General features: G+C 54.9%; 15 protein-coding genes. 5 read left to right on the forward strand and 10 right to left on the reverse strand.

Translation table 11 applies throughout. From position 1 onward, the window contains the following. Positions 1–70: 70 nt before the first annotated feature. Entirely contained in the window at positions 71–1,258 is a 1,188-nt protein-coding gene (locus F9C28_RS09450) for a NupC/NupG family nucleoside CNT transporter (protein ID WP_199014961.1), read from the reverse strand. A 392-nt stretch (positions 1,259–1,650) separates the two neighbouring features. Between F9C28_RS09450 and F9C28_RS09455 the strand changes: the two genes are divergently transcribed. After that, positions 1,651–2,904 (forward strand): Nramp family divalent metal transporter, encoded by a 1,254-nt coding sequence (locus F9C28_RS09455; RefSeq protein WP_332909408.1) that lies wholly within the window; start codon positions 1,651–1,653, stop codon positions 2,902–2,904. A 64-nt stretch (positions 2,905–2,968) separates the two neighbouring features. On the opposite strand, the gene F9C28_RS09460 is transcribed toward F9C28_RS09455, so the two are convergent. Further along, a complete protein-coding gene (locus F9C28_RS09460) occupies positions 2,969–3,283 on the reverse strand; it encodes a DUF2502 domain-containing protein (protein WP_199014963.1) in 315 nt (104 codons plus the stop codon). 120 nt (positions 3,284–3,403) lie between these two features. Beyond that, positions 3,404–4,402 carry an L-glyceraldehyde 3-phosphate reductase gene (mgrA, locus tag F9C28_RS09465; protein WP_199014964.1) on the reverse strand — a complete coding sequence of 333 codons (999 nt, stop codon included), beginning with the start codon at positions 4,400–4,402 and terminating at the stop codon, positions 3,404–3,406. Between the two features lie 170 nt (positions 4,403–4,572). Here mgrA and F9C28_RS09470 point away from each other — a divergent pair, with 170 nt between their 5' ends. Next, positions 4,573–6,270 carry an alpha-keto acid decarboxylase family protein gene (locus F9C28_RS09470; protein WP_199014965.1) on the forward strand — a complete coding sequence of 566 codons (1,698 nt, stop codon included), beginning with the start codon at positions 4,573–4,575 and terminating at the stop codon, positions 6,268–6,270. Here F9C28_RS09470 and F9C28_RS09475 read toward each other — a convergent pair. Beyond that, positions 6,254–7,483 (reverse strand): ion channel protein, encoded by a 1,230-nt coding sequence (locus tag F9C28_RS09475; RefSeq protein ID WP_199014966.1) that lies wholly within the window; start codon positions 7,481–7,483, stop codon positions 6,254–6,256. The two genes, F9C28_RS09470 and F9C28_RS09475, sit on opposite strands and share 17 nt — an antisense overlap. Before the next feature lie 213 nt (positions 7,484–7,696). Here F9C28_RS09475 and glk point away from each other — a divergent pair, with 213 nt between their 5' ends. Further along, on the forward strand, positions 7,697–8,662 hold the full coding sequence (gene glk / locus F9C28_RS09480; RefSeq protein ID WP_199014967.1) for a glucokinase: 966 nt from the start codon (positions 7,697–7,699) through the stop codon (positions 8,660–8,662). Positions 8,663–8,691: 29 nt separating this feature from the next. Here the strand turns inward: glk and F9C28_RS09485 are convergent, their stop codons facing one another. Together F9C28_RS09485 and F9C28_RS09490 are read right to left on the reverse strand one after the other, a co-directional pair. Next, on the reverse strand, positions 8,692–9,423 hold the full coding sequence (locus F9C28_RS09485; protein ID WP_199014968.1) for a LytR/AlgR family response regulator transcription factor: 732 nt from the start codon (positions 9,421–9,423) through the stop codon (positions 8,692–8,694). A 24-nt stretch (positions 9,424–9,447) separates the two neighbouring features. After that, positions 9,448–11,148 carry a LytS/YhcK type 5TM receptor domain-containing protein gene (locus F9C28_RS09490; protein ID WP_199014969.1) on the reverse strand — a complete coding sequence of 567 codons (1,701 nt, stop codon included), beginning with the start codon at positions 11,146–11,148 and terminating at the stop codon, positions 9,448–9,450. 463 nt (positions 11,149–11,611) lie between these two features. Here F9C28_RS09490 and alaC point away from each other — a divergent pair, with 463 nt between their 5' ends. Then, positions 11,612–12,847: an alanine transaminase gene (gene alaC / locus F9C28_RS09495; protein ID WP_199014970.1), complete on the forward strand. Its 1,236-nt coding sequence runs from the start codon at positions 11,612–11,614 to the stop codon at positions 12,845–12,847. Between the two features lie 66 nt (positions 12,848–12,913). On the opposite strand, the gene ypdK is transcribed toward alaC, so the two are convergent. The 3 genes from ypdK to cbpA form a co-directional block, all read right to left on the reverse strand. Then, positions 12,914–13,021 (reverse strand): membrane protein YpdK, encoded by a 108-nt coding sequence (ypdK, locus tag F9C28_RS20460; protein ID WP_199014971.1) that lies wholly within the window; start codon positions 13,019–13,021, stop codon positions 12,914–12,916. A 393-nt stretch (positions 13,022–13,414) separates the two neighbouring features. After that, the gene (gene cbpM, locus F9C28_RS09505) at positions 13,415–13,720 is read right to left on the reverse strand and encodes a chaperone modulator CbpM (RefSeq protein WP_199014972.1); all 306 of its coding nucleotides are present in this window, start codon (positions 13,718–13,720) and stop codon (positions 13,415–13,417) included. Continuing rightward, positions 13,720–14,646 (reverse strand): curved DNA-binding protein, encoded by a 927-nt coding sequence (gene cbpA, locus F9C28_RS09510; RefSeq protein ID WP_199014973.1) that lies wholly within the window; start codon positions 14,644–14,646, stop codon positions 13,720–13,722. The genes cbpM and cbpA overlap by 1 nt, the downstream gene beginning before the upstream one ends. Positions 14,647–14,884: 238 nt before the next feature. Between cbpA and F9C28_RS09515 the strand changes: the two genes are divergently transcribed. Then, the gene (locus tag F9C28_RS09515; RefSeq protein ID WP_199014974.1) at positions 14,885–15,586 is read left to right on the forward strand and encodes an amino acid racemase; all 702 of its coding nucleotides are present in this window, start codon (positions 14,885–14,887) and stop codon (positions 15,584–15,586) included. A 44-nt stretch (positions 15,587–15,630) separates the two neighbouring features. On the opposite strand, the gene F9C28_RS09520 is transcribed toward F9C28_RS09515, so the two are convergent. Beyond that, positions 15,631–17,451, reverse strand: coding sequence for a DUF3413 domain-containing protein (locus F9C28_RS09520; protein ID WP_199014975.1), 1,821 nt, complete (start codon positions 17,449–17,451; stop codon positions 15,631–15,633). Positions 17,452–17,725 lie beyond the last annotated feature (274 nt).

Genomic DNA, 17,725 nt, shown 5'->3' on the forward strand with positions numbered 1-17,725 from the left:
ACCAGGCAGAAAAAAAGCCATTCGCCCGGGGGCAGAATGGCTTTTTCAGGGGCAGGTTGTTAACCGGTGATTACAGTACCAGGGCCGCGATGGACGCCGACAGGATACTCACCAGGGTAGAGCCGTAGACCAGTTTGAGGCCAAAACGGGAAACCACATTGCCCTGTTCTTCGTTCAGGCCTTTGATGGCACCGGCAATAATCCCGATAGACGAGAAGTTAGCGAAAGAGACCAGGAATACCGAGATGATCCCCTCGGTGCGCGGGTTAAGGCTGGCGGAAATTTTCTGTAAATCCATCATGGCAACAAATTCATTGGAGACCAGTTTGGTGGCCATGATACTGCCCACTTGCAGGGCCTCACTCGCCGGAACCCCCATGACCCAGGCGACCGGGTAGAAGATATATCCCAGGATACCCTGGAAGGAGATCCCCAGTACCGCGGCGAACAGCGCGTTCAGACCAGAGATCAGGGCGATAAAGCCAATCAACATTGCCGCTACGATAACCGCCACTTTAAAGCCCGCCAGGATGTATTCACCCAGCATTTCAAAGAAGCTCTGCCCTTCGTGAATATTGGACATCTGCAGGTTTTCTTCGTCGGCAGAGACGCGGTACGGGTTAATCAGTGACAGGACAATAAAGGTACTGAACATGTTCAGCACCAGCGCCGCCACCACATATTTCGGCTGCAGCATGGTCATGTAAGCACCCACAATCGACATGGATACCGTGGACATCGCCGTGGCGGCCATGGTGTACATCCGATTACGCGACATTTTGCCGAGGATATCTTTATAAGCAATGAAGTTTTCTGATTGTCCCAGAATCAGCGAGCTCACTGCGTTAAAGGATTCCAGCTTACCCATGCCGTTAATTTTCGACAGCACTGTACCGATGATACGGATAACGAATGGCAGCACGCGAATATGCTGCAAAATGCCGATCAGCGCGGAGATAAAAATAATCGGGCAGAGCACTTTCAGGAAGAAGAACGCCAGACCTTCGTCGTTCATTTTGCCAAAGACAAAGTTTGTCCCTTCATTCGCGAAGCCCAGCAGCTTCTCGAACATTTCGGAGAATCCTCTGACAAATCCGAGCCCGACCTCAGAGTGCAGGAAGAACCATGCCAGCAAAACTTCAATGACCAGCAGTTGGATCACAAAGCGCAGACGAATTTTTTTTCGGTCATGACTGACCAGCAATGCCAGCAGCGCAACAACGGCGAGCGCTAAAACAAAGTGCAGAACACGGGACATGTTTGCTCCAAATATGATGATGGTTTAATTTCTTTGCACATTCTATGTAACAAGCAATAAGAAAACGAGATTAAATCCACACTATAATGATGTCCTGTGACCGGCCGCAAAAATTGAGGATCTGGTCAACCTATTCCCGCTGTTAAGTAAAGATTGTAAAAGTTTCTTAAATGAGTCATAAGTAAATTTATTTGCCATAACCACGATGAGCACCGACAGCTACGCAACGTCTTGTTAATAGCTGCCTGTATCGCACTGCCTACCACACTGCGGGCGTCCTGCTATCAGTGAAATCATTATTTTCTATTTAAACGCACTTGATAACCATTCTCATTTTGGTAGTATTAAACATAGCAAAGGCTATATTTACACTAAGTTTACATAGTGGCCGTATCAGGCAGAGGCAGCAGATGACCAACAGTCGGGTAGAAAGAGAGAATTGTGCAGTCCCGCGTAAGCTGCGTTTCGCATTGCTGGGGCCGGCATTTATTGCCGCCATCGGGTATATCGATCCCGGTAACTTCGCCACCAATATTCAGGCCGGGGCCCGTTTTGGCTATCAGCTGCTCTGGGTGGTGGTCTGGGCCAATCTGATGGCGATGCTGATCCAGCTGTTGTCGGCGAAGCTGGGCATTGCCACCGGTAAGAATCTGGCGGAGCAAATCCGCGACCATTATCCCCGCCCGGTGGTCTGGCTGTACTGGATACAGGCAGAAATCATCGCCATGGCAACGGATTTGGCCGAATTTATCGGCGCGGCCATCGGCTTTAAACTGGTGTTGGGGGTATCCCTGCTCCAGGGGGCGGTGCTCACCGGTATTGCGACTTTCCTGATACTGATGTTGCAGCGGCGCGGGCAGAAGCCGCTGGAGAAAGTGATCGGCGGGCTGCTGCTGTTTGTGGCGGCGGCTTATATTGTTGAGCTTATCTTTTCCCGCCCGGAACTGGCGCCGTTAACCCGGGGGATTATTATCCCGTCACTGCCGGGCTCTGAGGCGGTATTCCTGGCCGCCGGGGTGCTGGGGGCAACCATTATGCCGCATGTGATTTATCTGCACTCTTCGCTGACCCAGCATTTACACGGCGGTAGCCGTAAAACACGCTACCAGGCCACCCGCTGGGATGTGGGCATCGCCATGACCATCGCCGGGTTTGTTAACCTTGCGATGATGGCCACCGCCGCCGCGGCATTCCACTTCTCCGGCCACAGCGATGTTGCCGAGCTTGAGCAAGCCTACCTGACGCTGGCCCCGTTGCTGAGCCACGGGGCGGCGATTGTCTTCGGGCTGAGCCTGGTGGCGGCGGGGCTGTCATCCTCTGTGGTGGGCACCATGGCAGGGCAAGTGGTGATGCAGGGATTTGTCCACTTTTATATTCCACTGTGGATCCGTCGGGCGCTGACTATGCTGCCGTCGTTTGTGGTTATCCTGCTCGGTCTGGACCCGACCCGTATCCTGGTGATGAGCCAGGTGGTGCTGAGCTTTGGTATTGCCCTGGCGCTGATCCCGCTGTTGCAGTTCACCAGCAACCGTATGCTGATGGGCGAACTGGTGAATAGCAAACCGGTTCAGGGGATCGGCTGGGTGATTGTGCTGGTGGTAGTGGTGCTGAACCTGTGGTTAGTCGTGGCGCCCTTTACCGGCTGACGTCTGCTGACGATAACAACAAGGCCGGAATAATCCGGCCTTGTTGTTATCAGGGGGGGGACAATTAATGGCGATGCCAGTGGCCGCGGCCACGGTTATCGTGCCAGCCGTCGCGGTAGCCGCGCTCATAGGCCCGGTGGTTATCCCAGCCTCTGGCCCTGCCAGGAGGCCCACCGCGCCACCAGCGGTTGTCCCGCCAGTGGTAGTTGCGGTGCCAGTAGTCCTGGCCGCGCCAGTGGCCGCCGTCCCAGTAATTGCCGTAATTATCACGATCGCCTATTTGTAATTTGATTGACGGCAGCAGGGTTATTTCACCGGCATAGGCCGTAACCACCGGCGCCGATAACAGCAATACCGCCAAAATCAGTGACCTGAACATTTTACTCTCCCTCACGGTCGTGACCGTTGTTGGTCCGTTAACGCAATATTACGAATTGGTAAAGTGGTAGTTGATTGGCGCCACTCTGAAAGTCGTAAGGGAGAGCACGTTTTGCTAAATTCAGTCCGGCATGGCGAGGATCACATCAATCGCCTGGCGCTCCTGCGGGCTGAACTGCCGGTGGCTGAGCATCGCCACGGCGTCATCTATCTGGCTGGTTTTACTGGCTCCGATCAGCACCGAGGTGACCTTATCGTCCCGTAACACCCAGGCCAGCGCCATCTGGGCCATGGTCTGGTCGCGCTGGACGGCCAGTTGATTAAGCTGGCGCACTTTCTCCAGTTTGCCGGGGGTTAATTGATCGGGGGTCAGAAAGCGGCTGGCGCTGGCGGCCCGGGAATCGGCGGGGATCCCTTGTAAGTAACGGTCTGTCAGTTGCCCCCCGGCCAGCGGGGAGAAGGCAATACAGCCCACGCCGGTTTCTGCCAGGGTATCCAGCAGTTGTGCCTCTACCCAGCGTTCAAACATTGAATAGCGCGGCTGGTGGATAAGGCACGGGGTGCCCAGGGACTGCAGCAGACCGATTGCTTCCCGGGCCAGCGCTGCCGGATAGTTAGAGAGCCCGACGTACAACGCCTTGCCCTGGCGAACAATATGGTCAAGGGCGCCCATGGTCTCTTCCAGCGGGGTGTTGGGGTCCGGGCGGTGATGATAAAACACATCGACATAATCCAGCCCCATACGCGCCAGGCTTTGATCGAGGCTGGCCACCAGATATTTGCGCGATCCCCAGTCCCCGTAGGGGCCGTCCCACATGGTATAGCCCGCTTTGGTGGAGATTATCAGTTCATCCCGCCAGGGGGCCAAATCCTCGGCCAGGATACGGCCAAAATTCCGCTCTGCGGAACCCGGGGGCGGCCCGTAGTTATTGGCTAAATCAAAATGGGTGATCCCTTGATCAAAGGCGTGGCGCAGCAAGTGCCGGCAGTTGCTGAGCTGGCTGGTGTCGCCGAAGTTATGCCACAGGCCGAGGGAGATAGCGGGCAGTCTGAGCCCGCTGTGGCCACAGCGGCGGTACGCCATGCGGGTATAACGCTGAGGGTCTGGCTGATAATCCATGATCTGTCCTGTGTTATTAATGTATACGTTTACACTAAACCCGCTCTGCTGCCGGTTTGTCAACCGTATGGCGTAAATCTTCGTTGCCAGGGGGTTTCGATGTGGTTTTCTGGACATCGATCTCAACTCCCTAATACTCAAAGGAGCTGATCCCGGAAGGAGGGCGCTGTATGAACACGCAATACACCGTTGCGGATTATCTACTCGACCGTCTGGCTGAATGTGGTGTTGACCATCTATTCGGTGTGCCAGGTGACTATAACCTGCAGTTTCTTGATCACGTCATCGCCAGCCAGAGCCTGTGCTGGGTCGGGTGTGCTAATGAGTTAAATGCCGCCTACGCGGCGGATGGCTATGCCCGTTGCCGGGGGATGGGGGCACTGTTAACCACCTTTGGGGTTGGGGAATTAAGCGCCATTAACGGCGTCGCCGGCAGCTACGCAGAATATGTCCCGGTGTTACACATTGTCGGGGCACCCTGCCTTGGGGTACAGCAGCGGGGGGATTGTGTCCACCATACCCTGGGGGATGGTGACTTCAGCCACTTCCGGCGGATGAGTGAGCCGGTGTGCTGCGCCAGCGCCAGTCTGACGGCCCGCAACGCCTGCGGGGAGATTGATCGGGTAATTAACCAGATGCGCCTGACCCGGCGCCCCGGCTACCTGGTGCTGCCTGCCGATGTGGCAACAACACCTGCCACTTTCATTGAAAACGCTTTCACTCAGCCGCCGGTTCATGCCCCGGAGGTGCGGCTGGATGCGTTCCGGGCCTGTGCCCAGCAACGTATTGACCATAGCCAGAATATCGCCCTGCTGGGGGATTTCCTGGCGCTGCGCTTCGGGCTGCAAAGCACGCTGCGCCAGTGGGTAATGGAGTATCCGATACCCCATGCCACGCTGCTGATGGGCAAAGGGTTATTCGATGAATCCCGCCCGGGATTTGCCGGGACCTATAGCGGTGCCGCCAGCCCGGAGCCAGTGCGCCGCGCCATTGAGGAGGCGGACCTGGTGCTGTGTATCGGCACATTATTTACTGACACGATCACCGCCGGGTTTACCCAGCAGCTTTCCCCGGCCCAGACCATCGAAGTGTTACCGGAAGGCACCCGCATTGGCGATCAGTGGTTTAGCGGTATCTCGATGGCGCAGGCGGTGGAAACCCTCGCCCAGCTCACTACACAGCGCTATCACCACCGGTCGTTTACCCCGTGGGAGGAGAGCACCACCGGGATGCTGGCCGCGGACTATGCCGCAGGTAAGCTGGACCAAAACAGCTTCTGGCACGTGATACAGCAAGCGTTGCTGCCCGGGGATATTCTGGTGGTTGAGCAGGGCACGTCGGCTTTTGGTGCCGCCAACCTGCGCTTGCCTGCCGGGGCATCGGTGATTGTTCAGCCGCTATGGGGCTCAATTGGTTTTAGCCTTGCGGCGGCCTTCGGTGCCCAGACGGCGGAACCCGCGCGGCGGGTGGTGCTGATCGTGGGGGACGGTGCGGCCCAGCTGACTATCCAGGAGATGGGCTCGATGCTGCGTGATGGGCAGCGCCCGGTGATCCTGCTGCTGAATAACAATGGTTACACCGTTGAGCGCGCCATTCACGGCGCCGATCAGCGTTACAACGATATCGCCAGTTGGGCGTGGACGGCGATCCCCCACGCGCTACAGACAGCGGGGGAGGCGCAGTGCTGGCGGGTAGAAGAGACGGTTCAGTTGCAGGAGGTGATGGCCCGGCTGGCGACACCAGAAGCGCTGACGCTGGTGGAGGTGATGCTACCACAACAGGATGTGCCTGAACTGCTCTCCCGGGTGACCCGCTCACTGGCGGCGCGTAACGCCAGTGAGCCATCGCCCTCTAACGGCGAACGATAGCCAGCAGGGGTTTGCCCGCCAGCAACAGCCAGGCGGGCAGCATGATAATGCACAGCAGGGGAAGCAGGTTCAGGTTGGGCACCACGGCGGCGGCCATAAACAGGCTAAGCCAGCCATCCCGGGAGACCACCAGCACCATGCCAAGGACGGCACAGGACAGGGTAATGGCGGCCGGTACCGCAGGCACATGAGCATGTAGCATCAGCCCGAGGCTGGCGCCGATAAACACCGCCGGAAAGATACGTCCCCCCCGGAACCCGCTGGCCGTGGCCACCACCAGGGCCGCCAGCTTCACGAGGGCAAAACGCAGGAAATCATCGGGGCCCAGGGCCGGATTTTGGGCGAGCTCGCGCATTTGCTCCAGCCCCCGGAACAAGGTGATATCCCCCCCGGTGCAGGCCAGTAACCCGAGTAACAGGCCGCCAGCGCCGAGGATAAGCACCGGATGCCGTAATTGGTGAAGCATGTGGTGCAGCCTCGGCAGTACCCAGACCCCAACCATCCCGACAGCGATAGCGATAATCGCCACAATACTGCCGCTGACAATATCCAGCAGTTGCATCTTTGTGTAAGGGGCCACTGGCAATGCGAAATGCGGGGTAACGAACATCTGGGTGGTCAGCGCCCCGGCCGCCGCCGCCATCAGCGGCGCAAAAAGCCTGTCCCAGAGCGGGGTGTCTTTACTGTCGTACAGGGTTTGCGAAAAAATCAGCGCCGCCGCCACCGGGGTGCCGAACAGCGCACCTATGGTTCCCGCCGCCGCCAGAATTGTCCAGTCCAGCCCGTTGACCTTCGGCATGATGCGGGCGCCGAGGGAGACCGCCAGGGCGATATTGATCGCCATAATGGGGTGTTCCGGGCCAAGGCTGACGCCCCCCGCCAGGCAGATAACCAGCGCCAGCCCAAGCCCGGGCAAGCTATACAGCGGCAGGGGGGCACCAATCAGTGGCTCTGTGGCCGGGTCCGGCCCGGCGTGGCCAGGTGCGTAGCGGATCACCAGCCCGGTGGCGACCCCGGCGAGGGTGAGAATAATGACCGCCCACCAGGAGGCGGTGTCGCTAATCCCCAGGGTGGCGGGAAGCACCCGCCACAGTAAGGCCTGCAACAGGGCGGCGACTTTCAGAATCAACAGCATCAACAGGCTGGCGGCCACGCCGATTAAGATTGCCGGCGCGGAAAGGGTCAACATGGTTCTGGCTCGCGGGTGCAACATGTACAGGGTCCTTATAACGTGATAACAGCAGGGCCAGCGGGCGGTTTAATCTACACCATGACGCGGGTGAAGAGCATGGAGCTGAAACGTTAAACTTATTATGTGATAAGGTTCAATTTTTACACCCTGGTGTAGTGCCGGGCGTTGTTGTCCGGGTGCGATGATTTTACAGTGGTGCCAGGTATTTTTTGACTTTAGTGGGGCAGTTAACAAATGACAAACTATGCTTTGGTGGGTGACGTTGGCGGGACCAACACACGGCTGGCGCTGTGTGATCTGGAAAACGGTGTGATTTCCCGCGCGCAAACTTACTCCGGGCTGGATTACCCAAGCCTGGAAGCCGCAGTAAAAACCTACCTGGCAGAACAGCAGGTGACGGTGAGTGAAGGCTGTATTGCTATTGCCTGCCCGATTACCGGGGACTGGGTGGCGATGACCAACCACAGCTGGGCGTTTTCCATTGCCGAAATGAAACAAAACCTCGGCTTCAGCCATCTGGACATTATTAACGATTTCACCGCCGTCTCCATGGCGATCCCGGTACTCAACGCGGACGATCTGATTCAGTTTGGCGGTCAGGCGCCCCAGGAGAATAAACCGATTGCCGTTTATGGTGCCGGTACCGGCCTGGGGGTCTCCCATTTGGTACACGTGGATAAACGCTGGATCAACCTGCCAGGGGAAGGGGGACATGTGGATTTTGCCCCTAACAGCGAAGAAGAGGCGCTGATCCTTGACGTGCTGCGCGGTGAGCTGGGCCATGTCTCTGCTGAACGGGTACTCTCTGGCCCCGGGCTGGTGAACTTATACCGGGCGATTGTTAAAGCCGACGGGCGGCAACCGGATAACCTGCAACCGAAAGATATTACCCGCCGGGCGCTGGATGACAGCGATATTGACTGCCGCCGCGCGTTATCGCTGTTTTGTGTGTTGATGGGGCGGTTTGGCGGCAACCTGGCGCTGAACCTTGGCACCTTCGGTGGGGTATATATTGCCGGGGGCATTGTGCCGCGCTTTATGGAATTTTTTAAGGCGTCTGGTTTTCGGGGGGCGTTTGAAGATAAAGGCCGCTTTAAAGCATATGTTCAGGATATCCCGGTATTTTTGATTACCCACGATAAGCCGGGGCTGCTGGGGGCCGGGGCCTATCTGCGCCAGGCGCTGGGCCAGACCCTCTGACCGCGATGCCGGGGCCATAACGGCCCCGGTTACAGATGCATTAACTGGCGAAACGCTTTGACTTTGCTGCGGCTGACCGGGACTTCAAAATCCAGATCCCGTAAGCGCAGAATATAGGTGTTGTTGAACCACGGCTCTATTTCCCGGATCTTGCTGATATTGACGCAATAAGAGCGGTGGCAGCGGAAGAAATGGCTTTCCGGCAGGCGGCTGCAAAATTCGGTGATGTTCATTGGCATCACGTAAGACTCCCGCCGGGTATAGACAAAGGTCATATTCTCGTGGGCTTCAGCATAATAGATATCATTGATATCGGTAACGATAATCCGCTCGTCTTTGATCAAATTAATGGTGGCGCTTTCCCGCGGCGCCGCGCCGCCAGCCGCAGGGTTGCTCTGCTGCTGAAAGGCGCTCTCCAGCTTTTGCAGCATCCCGATAATCCGCGACTCCTGGTACGGTTTGAGAATATAGTCGAAGGCTTCCAGTTCGAAGGCTTCCACCGCGTGCTCTTTCCAGGCAGTAATAAAAACAATAAAAGGCCGCTTAGCGAATTTGCTGATGTTTTGTGCCAGCAGCACCCCGTCCAGTGACGGGATATTAATATCGAGGAATATCGCGTCCACCTCGTGGTGCTGAAGATATTTCAGCACATCCAGCCCGTCATCAAAGGTCGCCACGATCTCCATCTGGCTGTGAGCGTTAATCAGCCAGCTCAGCTCCTGCTGCGCCAGCACTTCATCTTCGACAATAATCACTTTCATCGCGCTATTCCTGTTCGCGTTGGATCACTGCACCCGGCCATCAGGCCCGGCGGGACGCGGGGTTGCATAGGGGGGCACATAAAAAGCAATCTCGGTGCCTGGCTCCAGACGGTGAATATGCAGCCCCTCGCCATACAGCAGTTTCACCCGTTGATGGACGTTCATCAGGCCGATTTTATTGGCCGGTTGGGTATCGGCTTCTACCCGATCAATCACCGCCTGATCAATACCGTGTCCGGTATCGCGCACCGCAATACGCACCCGGCTACCGGCCTCGGTAACGCTGATGGTCACCACACCTTTGCCTTTACAGGGCTGGATGCCGTGCACAATCGCGTTTTCAACCAGAGGCTGGATAAGCAGGCTGGGCAACTGGCAACTGACGTCTTCGTCAATATCATAGATAACCGTGAGTTTATCCCCGAAGCGTGCCTGCTCGATGGCGATATAATCCTTTATCTGATAAAGCTCTTTCTTAATATCAATCAGTTCATCGTCTTTCAGTTCTATGTTATAGCGCAGGTAACGGGACAAATTGATGATCAACTGGCGGGCGGTGTCCGGGTTCAGGCGAATAGACGATGAAATAGCATTCAGGGCATTAAATAAGAAATGCGGGTTAATTTTACTTTGCAGGGCGCGCAGCTCTGCCTTATTGGCCATTTCGCGCAATTGTTCGGCCCGGGAGACTTCCAGTTGGGTCGAAATTATCTGGGACAGCCCAATGGCCATTTCCTGTAATGACGAGGTGATCTGGTGCGCGTGACAGTAATAAATCTTTAGGGTGCCGGTCACGACGCCTTTCTCACTTAGGGGGATCACCAGCATGGAGTGGATTTCCGGCGTGCGGTAGGCTTCATCATTGTTTTTTATAATGATCTGCTTTTCTTCAATGGCCTGGCGAGTGGTGGGGCTAATGCCATCGTCATGATCCCGATAGTTATTCTCCCCAACCCCAATATAGGCCAGCACCGTGGAGGTATTGGTAATCGCCACCGCATCGGCGTGAATATCATCACGGATGATCGCACAAATCTTGCGTAGCGCCTCGCTGTTAACATGGCGAAACAGCGGCAGGGTTTTATTGGCGATATCCAGCGCCAGCTTGGCCTGGCGGGCGGCACTGGCCTCTTTTTCCCCCTCAACACTCTGCACCAGCAGCACAATAAACCCGATGCATACGCTGCCGAGGATCATCGGCAGGCCGATTTTAGAGACGATATCCACCCCAAGCGCCACTGAAGGGGCCCACAGCACCACCAGCAGCATGGTCAGGGTTTCGCACAGCATCCCGCCGAGGATCCCCACTTTCCAGTGCTGGTTTTTGGGGATTTTCATGTGGATCCAGCCAGACATTATCCCGGCAAGGATGCTGGTTATCAGGCAGGGGACAGAGGTAATTCCCCCAATATCAATTAAGTAACGGTGCACCCCGGCAATCAGCCCGGTGATTATCCCCACCCAGGGGCCAAACAGGATCCCGCCGGACATCACGGCAATGACGCGTACGTTAACCAGGGAGCCTTCCACCGGCACCCCGGACCAGGTACTAAACAGGGCAAACAGCGAGAAAATCGCGGTAACGGCCAGCAGCTCCCGGGGGGTATGGGCGCTTTTATTCAGTAATTCGCGAAAGAGCCGCAGGCGAATCAGAAAAAACAGGCAGATCAACATCAGTGCTGCGCGATCGTACACCGCCAGCAACATGTTCAGGATTTCATGCACAGTCGTTCTCGTCGGGAAATAACAGGGGGCGTGCTGCCATGATAGAAAACCTCACCGGGAAAGGCCAGCCGCCTGTGTCTGGCCGGGTGGTGTTGGCCCTGCAGGGTCAATTAGAGGAAATCCATCCTAATAAAAGGGGATATTAAAAGGCAGCCGCGCATGGCGGTGGATTAATGGCCATAATCAGGGCGTAGATACCGTGATTTGTGGCTTCGGGTGGGGACTGATAAGTCTGATGCCAGGTTAATGATGTTGGTGTTGTGTTTTATTAGTGATAACTAATTGATGGGTAAAGTGATTATAAATATCCTCATTTTTGTTGTTGTTTCCTGTTTTTGTGCCGCTATTATTTTTTTGTTTTGCCTCTCGACAAGTGGCGGATTTCGCGTCATTTTCAAACAGGCCACGCTGGTGGTTACGTCGCTCGGATGGTCCGGGCGCTGACGTTTCTTTGAGGTATGCTATGACCGATTCCCGTCCTGAACGCCGTTTCACGCGTATTGATCGTTTACCCCCTTATGTTTTTAACATTACCGCAGAACTGAAAATGGCGGCGCGACGGCGCGGCGAAGATATTATCGATTTCAGTATGGGTAACCCGGATGGGCCGACACCGGCCCATATTGTCGAGAAACTCTGTACTGTCGCCCAGCGGCCGGATACTCACGGTTATTCGACCTCCCGGGGGATCCCGCGGTTACGCCGGGCTATTGCCCACTGGTACCAGGATCGTTACCAGGTGGACATCGATCCGGACAGTGAGGCGATTGTCACTATTGGATCCAAAGAGGGGCTGGCACACTTAATGCTGGCGACCCTCGACCACGGCGATACGGTGCTGGTGCCAAACCCCAGCTACCCGATTCATATCTACGGGGCGGTGATTGCCGGGGCCCAGGTACGCTCGGTCCCGCTGGTGGAAGGGGTCGACTTCTTCAATGAGCTGGAGCGGGCGATCCGCGAAAGTTACCCCAAACCTAAGATGATGATCCTCGGGTTCCCCTCTAACCCGACGGCACAGTGTGTTGAGCTGGATTTTTTCGAAAAGGTTGTCGCGCTGGCGAAGCAATACGATATCCTGGTGGTTCACGATCTTGCTTACGCCGATATTGTCTATGATGGCTGGAAAGCCCCGTCGATTATGCAGGTGCCCGGGGCCCGGGATGTGGCGGTGGAGTTCTTTACCCTGTCAAAAAGCTACAACATGGCCGGATGGCGTATTGGGTTTATGGTGGGGAACGCCGGGCTGGTCAGCGCCCTGGCGCGCATCAAAAGCTACCATGATTACGGCACATTCACACCGCTCCAGGTTGCGGCCATTGCGGCTCTGGAAGGGGATCAGCAGTGTGTCCGGGATATTGCCGCGCAATATAAACGCCGCCGGGATGTACTGGTAAAAGGGTTACATGAAGCGGGCTGGATGGTGGAGTGCCCGAAAGCGTCGATGTATGTCTGGGCGAAGATCCCCGCACCGTATGCGGCAATGGGCTCCCTGGAGTTTGCCAAAAAAATGCTCAATGAGGCCAAAGTCTGTGTCTCACCGGGGATTGGGTTTGGGGATTACGGGGATACGCACGTGCGTTTTGCCCTGATCGAGAACCGCGATCGTATTCGCCAGGCGATACGGGGTATTAAAGCGATGTTCCGGGCGGATGGCCTGCTGCCCCCCGCCAGTAAAACTACCGGGCACGGTGCCTAGATAACCCGGGCCCTAAAACAAAACAGGAGCCCCGGGGCTCCTGTTTGTTCTGATGTAGAAATGGCGTTATTCGACCATCAGGAAAAAGGTCCCGGCCCACAGAATAATAATCACTGAAATGCCCATCAGAAAATATTTCACGTTACTTCTCTCCGCTGGCGCTGACGCCGTCATCTACAGTTCTACACAGTGCGTGAGCACGATTGCTGGCACTGTTGCTACCCTACCGGCATTATGTGCCATGGCGATACGATAGCGGTTAATTTTTGCCCAATTCGGGCTGGCGGAGCCTAATGTACCTGCAATTGGCGGGGCTGACAATATGCCTGGAACTGTGATGTTGGTCATTTTTCTGTCAATTTGGCTAACGCCAGAAAACTGCAAAAAAATCAAATTAAAACAAATAGATAAGTGTCACCATCTGGCGACAGCTGGCCATGGTGCGAAAAATTTTTTTCATAATAACTGAATAAAATTCACCGGGGAGGGGGGCCAGCCCATAATAACCCGCCGGGCTGGCCGGTACTTCTCGCTATGTACCGCTTATCAGGGACCACACAAGCAGCACTACAGGTGCGGAATAAATTGCGCCAGCCGCTGGTGAAGTTCCCGGTTCTCTTTATGCAGGCGGTTTATCTCCTCCATCAGGCCGAGAGCAACGGCAATACCCGGCCAGTCCAGCTCCAGCTCCTGGCGCAGACGCTGGGCGCGGCGCACCCGGCTGAGGGCCAGGTCATCGAAGATCCACTCTGTCTCTGGCGCATTACGCGGTTCCACCACACCCAGGCCGACGATTTCGACCAAATCTTCCCGGGTCACCCCGGAATGCAGACAAAACTCAGTAATAGTAAAAGTGACAGTAACGCTAACCATTATGCTTTCTCCCATTCACTACGGGCATTGAAGGCGCTCTGGTTCTCTGCCAGTTGACGCCACAGTTGCGCGGCTTCCTCATCCGGTTTCGGTGGCATGACAACTTTGATCACGGCGTACAGATCGCCGGTGGTTTTCTTGGTTACCAGCCCTTTACCTTTCAGGCGCAGACGCTGCCCGGTTTGGCACCCGGCGGGAATGGTCAGTAATAGCGGATCTTTTAGGGTTGGCACGGTCACTTTGGTGCCCAGCGCGGCCTCCCAGGGGGCCAGGGGGAGCACGACTTCCAGATCATGGCCAACCACCGCAAACAGCGGATGGGGCGCCAGGTGAATAACCAGCCACAGGTCGCCGTTCGGCCCACCGTTGATACCCGGTGCGCCCTGGCCTTTAACCCGGATACGTTCACCGTCACTGACACCCGCCGGAATTTTCACATTCAGGGTTTTGGGGGTCTCTTTCTCGACCATGCCGTAGGCGTTATATTCCGGCAGTGAGTAACGCAGGGTGCGGGTTTGCGGTTCGAGGGTTTCTTCAAGGAACATGGCGACTTTCATCTCAATGTCCTGGCCACGCATGCCCTGGGGCTGATGGCTGAAACCGCCGCGGGCGCGCTGGCCGAAAATAGAAGAGAAAATATCGTCAAAGTTACCGTCGTGGGCAAAGTCAGCGCCGTCCGGGCCGGGGCCAGCACCAAAGTGCGGATCGTTGCGGTGTTGCCAGAGCTCGTCATATCCGGCCCGGCGTCCTTCGTCTTTCAGGACTTCGTAGGCTTCGGCCACTTCTTTAAATCTGGCCTCGGCGTCGTTTTCGCTGCTGACATCGGGGTGATACTTACGCGCAAGGCGACGGTAAGCGGTCTTAATCGCTTTTAGATCGTCATCGCGTTTAACCCCAAGAATGGCATAATAATCCTTTAATTCCATAATGTTATCATCTCATTTCAATCTATCTACGGGGGGTAATCAGGTCCGCAATTTCTGAAACTGTATTAATAGTAGGGCAACTGGCGCCGGGGAGTAAGGGAAATTGTGTGCTTTTAGCCCCGGGGTAAACGGTACTGAGTTATATGCCGGGTTTATCGCCACTCACCGGGCCGGGGATACAAACGGACCCGGTTCAGGGTTATGGTAGTAGCCGGAAACTATATCGGGAGTCACGCAGATGAGAACTATTGGCCTGTTAGGCGGGATGAGCTGGGAATCCACCGTCCACTACTACCAGTTGATAAACGAAGAGATTAAGCACCGCCTCGGTGGCCTGCATTCGGCAAAGATTGTGATGCACAGTGTGGATTTCCACGATATTGAGCGCTGCCAGGCACTGGGTGAGTGGGAGAAAGCCGGGGAGATCCTCGCCCGGGCGGCCGCGGGGCTGGCGCTGGCCGGGGCGGAGGGGATCGTGCTTTGCACCAACACCATGCACAAGGTTGCCGGGCAAATTGCCGCCGCAGTACCGCTGCCATTTTTACATATTGCTGACGCCACCGGGCGGGCCATTACCGGGGCAGGGCTTAGCAAGGTTGCGCTGCTGGGCACCCGCTACACCATGGAGCAGGATTTCTATAAAGGGCGGCTGGAAAGCGCATTTGCGATTACCTCGCTGGTGCCGGATGCGCCCGCCCGGGCGGAGATTAACCGCATTATTTTTGACGAGCTGTGCCTCGGTAAGATAAACCCGGATTCCCGGCAGACCATGAAAGACGTGGTTTCTGCCCTGCAGGCGCAAGGGGCGCAGGGGGTTATTTTTGGCTGTACAGAGATTGGTATGTTGCTCAGCCAGCAGGATTGCCCGCTGCCGGTGTTTGATACCACCGCCATTCACGCGCGGGATGCGGTGAATTTCATGCTGTCCGGGGCGGCGTAAGTTATGGCTGTGGGGGCGGTTAACGCCCCCACAGGGTGATCCGATTAGCGCTTATTGAAATGGCGCATCTGATCCATTGCATCATAAATAAATTTATAGTTTGGATCGCCGGAGATATCCCGGTTGTGCTCGTCCATATAATGGCTGATCCCGACACCATTGACCTGATAAATGGACTGCGGGGTTTTTACCGCCCACATGCTGTAGTTGGACATCAGCAACCACTGGCGTGGCGCCATGGTTGAATAGAGATCTTCACCGGTGGTGTAGTCGCTAACCGGGTTCGCCACATGCAGATAGTGCTTCATCAGGGTCGGCACAACGTCTTCATGGCTGGTTATCTGCTGGGCGTTTTTCTCCAGGACCTGGCGATACTGCTCGGGTGCGCCAACGATAATAAAAGGAACTTTCACCTGGGCATCGGTAAAGTTACCGTTGTGGCCCCAGAAGCCCATATGGTTATCGTTCATCTCCTGAGCGTGGTCGCTGGTAATAATGATCAGGGTATTATCCAGCTCGCCGGAGGCTTTCAGCTCATCAAATACCGACTGCACCAAGGTATCGATGTAATACACGCTATTTTTATAGCGGTTAAACACCGGTACCGGATCGGTTTTGTTATTCAGCGTCATGTAATCGAGATCCCCGGACGGCTTAAAGGGAATATTGAAGTCCGGCGGGTAGTCGATAGCATGGGCTGAATCGTAAAACAGGAATGAGAATGACGGACGCTGCGGATCGCGTTTTTTAAACCATTCTACCCAGTCTTTGGTCATCTGCGCATCGCGCTGCCAGGCGTTGTCACCTTTACTGGTAATACGCAGTGGTTTTACGGTGGCAAAAACCGTACGGTCAAACTCAGGGAATGACACTTTCGCCGAGGTGAATACCCCGATATCGTAGTTTTCCTGCTGCATGGTGGTGACAAACAGGGACGGAATGCTGTGGTTCAGGAAGGTGTCCCAGTAGGTGCCGGGTATCCCATAATACAAGCCAAAAATACCGGTTCGGGTAGCATTACCGGTAGAAAAATGGTTCTGGAAACTAATCCCGTTATGTTGCTGAACAAAATTATAGAAATTAGGCGATACCGCTTTTGAGAAGGTGTCGAAGCGCCATGCATCCAGCATCAGGAACATAATGTTCTTGGGTTTCTCCCCGGCGTTGGCGGGGGTAATCATCAATTTATTTAATGGATAACTGACACTCATATCCGCTTTGTTCTGGAATTCTGGCCGTTTTTTGGCACCGTCTTTATCCAGGGTAGTCATAATTTTCTTCGACGTCAGCGGATAATAAAGGGGAATAGCTTCCCGCACGCTCATGATTGGCGCATAGGCATAATAAAAAGAGGCCATATACCAGGCGTTAGTTATCAGCAGGGCAATCACCGCAAAGATAACTGAACCGGTGACCAGCTTTTTACCCCGTGGCTGAATATATTTATTGATGGCGAGCAGCAGCAATAACTCGACAACAAAAACCGTAATGAAGATTGCGGCGACCAGCAAATAAGTTGCCAGAGAAAAATCAACCACTTGACCGGACAATACCAGGGTCAATACCGACTGGTTGATATGGAACCGGTACTGTTCAAAAACCACCGTATCCACGTAAAGTACAATTTGTGATAATGCAAAAAATACTGCGAAGACGGTATTTCTGATATAGCTGTTCAATAACAGAAATGGCAGGCATACCAGAAAGAGCAGTAAATATAAGACGAAAAAATGCCCCGGTAGTGCCAGTGCGGTATACATCACAACCTGTGAGTTAACGGATAATCCTGGTACCAGAAAATATCTGATCGATATCAACGATGAGATAAGAACGTTAACCAATGCAAAAACAAACAACTTCTTCATAAATTGGCCCGATACATTAATTTTGTACGACGGTATTTTTGTATAGCTACGCAAATATACTCTTTCATCTGGAAATTGGCGTTAAACAGTTGTTCTACAGACCAATTTTCCCGCCAAATGTAGCACATTATGCGTATCCAGTGGAACAGTGTACTACACCCGCTTATCAGGCAACAGGCTTTGTTGAATAAATCAGATTTCGGGTAAGTCTCCCCCGTAGCGGGTTGTGTTTTCAGGCAATACGCACACTTTCAGGCATACCTGCTTTCGTCAT

It is taken from the genome of Shimwellia pseudoproteus (assembly GCF_016415625.1).
Taxonomy (GTDB): domain Bacteria; phylum Pseudomonadota; class Gammaproteobacteria; order Enterobacterales; family Enterobacteriaceae; genus Shimwellia; species Shimwellia pseudoproteus.